At 67.5% G+C, this 1,288-nt stretch carries 2 protein-coding genes; both read right to left on the reverse strand.

The window, feature by feature from the left end; all coding sequences use genetic code 11:
• The coding region (locus tag RH94_RS11615) for an IS3 family transposase (protein WP_073947529.1) at positions 1–822 on the reverse strand (822 nt) is incomplete at its 3' end.
• Positions 823–839: 17 nt separating this feature from the next.
• Positions 840–1,223 carry a transposase gene (locus RH94_RS11620; protein ID WP_073946048.1) on the reverse strand — a complete coding sequence of 128 codons (384 nt, stop codon included), beginning with the start codon at positions 1,221–1,223 and terminating at the stop codon, positions 840–842.
• Between the last annotated feature and the right edge of the window lie 65 nt (positions 1,224–1,288).

Here is a 1,288-nt window from a genome sequence, read left to right on the forward strand (position 1 = left end):
GTGCCAGCCGATCCCCGAATGCCGGTGCTCGTGGTTGTAGTACGCGATGAACGCGTCGAACCACTCGCGGGCATGGGCCAGCGAATCGAACCGTTCGGGATAGTCGGACATGTACTTCGTGGTCTTGAAGTGGGCCTCGCTGTAGGGGTTGTCGTTGGAGGTCTTCGGCCGCGAGTGCGACCGCGTGACGCCGAGGTCGATCAGCAACTGCGAGACCTTCTTGGAGGTCATCGAGGTGCCGCGATCGGCGTGCACGGTCTCCGGCACGATGCCGTTGCGGGTGATGGTCTCGCGGATCAACTCCTCGGCCCGCCGGGACGATTCGGCCCGCTCGACGGTGTGGCCGACGATGTAGCGGCTGAAGATGTCGATGATGACGTAGGCGTGATACCAGACGCCCTTGACCGGTCCGGCTGCCTTGGTGATGTCCCAGGTGAACACCTGCGACGGTGCGGTGGCCACCAGCTCGGGCACCGCCTGGGCGGGGTGGGTGGCCTGGCGGCGGCGTTCGCCGGACTGCCCCTTCTCGCGCAGGATCCGGTACATCGTCGAGACCGAGCAGTGGTAGCGCCCGGCGTCCAGTTCGCGGGCCCAGATCTGCGCGGGCGGCAGCTCGGCGTACTCGGCGCTGTTCATCAGCTCCAGTACCGCAGCCCGTTCCTCTGCCGTCAGGGCCGAGGGCTGGACCTGCGGCGAGCGGGGCCTGCGCGGTGGTGAGGGACGGAGCCGGCGGTAGTGGGTGGCCCTGGAGCGGCCGGTCAGCCGGCAGGCCGCGGTGATGCCCAACTTGCCCTCGATGCCGGCGAACGCGTCATCGACCACCGGGTCGGCTGCGGTCCTCAGTCCGCGCCCTCGGAGATCATTTCCAAGAGCGCGGAAGCTTTTCCCATGACCTCCAACGCGGCTTTGTTCCGGGCCAGTTCCTTCTCCAGCCGTTCCACCTGGCGGCGCAGCTTCTCGTTTTCCGTCTCTGCGGCCGACTTCTTAGGCCGGGCCGGGCTGGTGCGCTGGTCGACCAGCTTCTCCAATGCCCCGGCATCCCGCGCGGCCCGCCATTCCTTGACGTGCGAGTGGTAAAGGCGCTCGCGGCGCAGGACAGCGCCCTTCTCGTTCTTGGGTGCGGCGTCGTACTCGGCCACGATGCGCAGCTTGTACTCCGGACTGAAGGAACGGCGCTTCGGCCTGGGGGCCGGGTCGGACTCGGCGGGGTTGGTGCTGGTCATGAGGGGGTGGTTCTCCTGTCGTGCCCTCTCAGGCTAACCCGACTAAGCGGGGCGTCTCACCCAAG

Origin of the sequence: Streptomyces kebangsaanensis, from assembly GCF_001906585.1 — a bacterium.
Taxonomy (GTDB): domain Bacteria; phylum Actinomycetota; class Actinomycetes; order Streptomycetales; family Streptomycetaceae; genus Streptomyces; species Streptomyces kebangsaanensis.

What these genes read in the sequence shown, in the direction of transcription:
- RH94_RS11620 (WP_073946048.1), bottom strand. Translation starts at nt 1,223, where the DNA reads ATGACCAGCACCAACCCCGCCGAGTCCGACCCGGCCCCCAGGCCGAAG.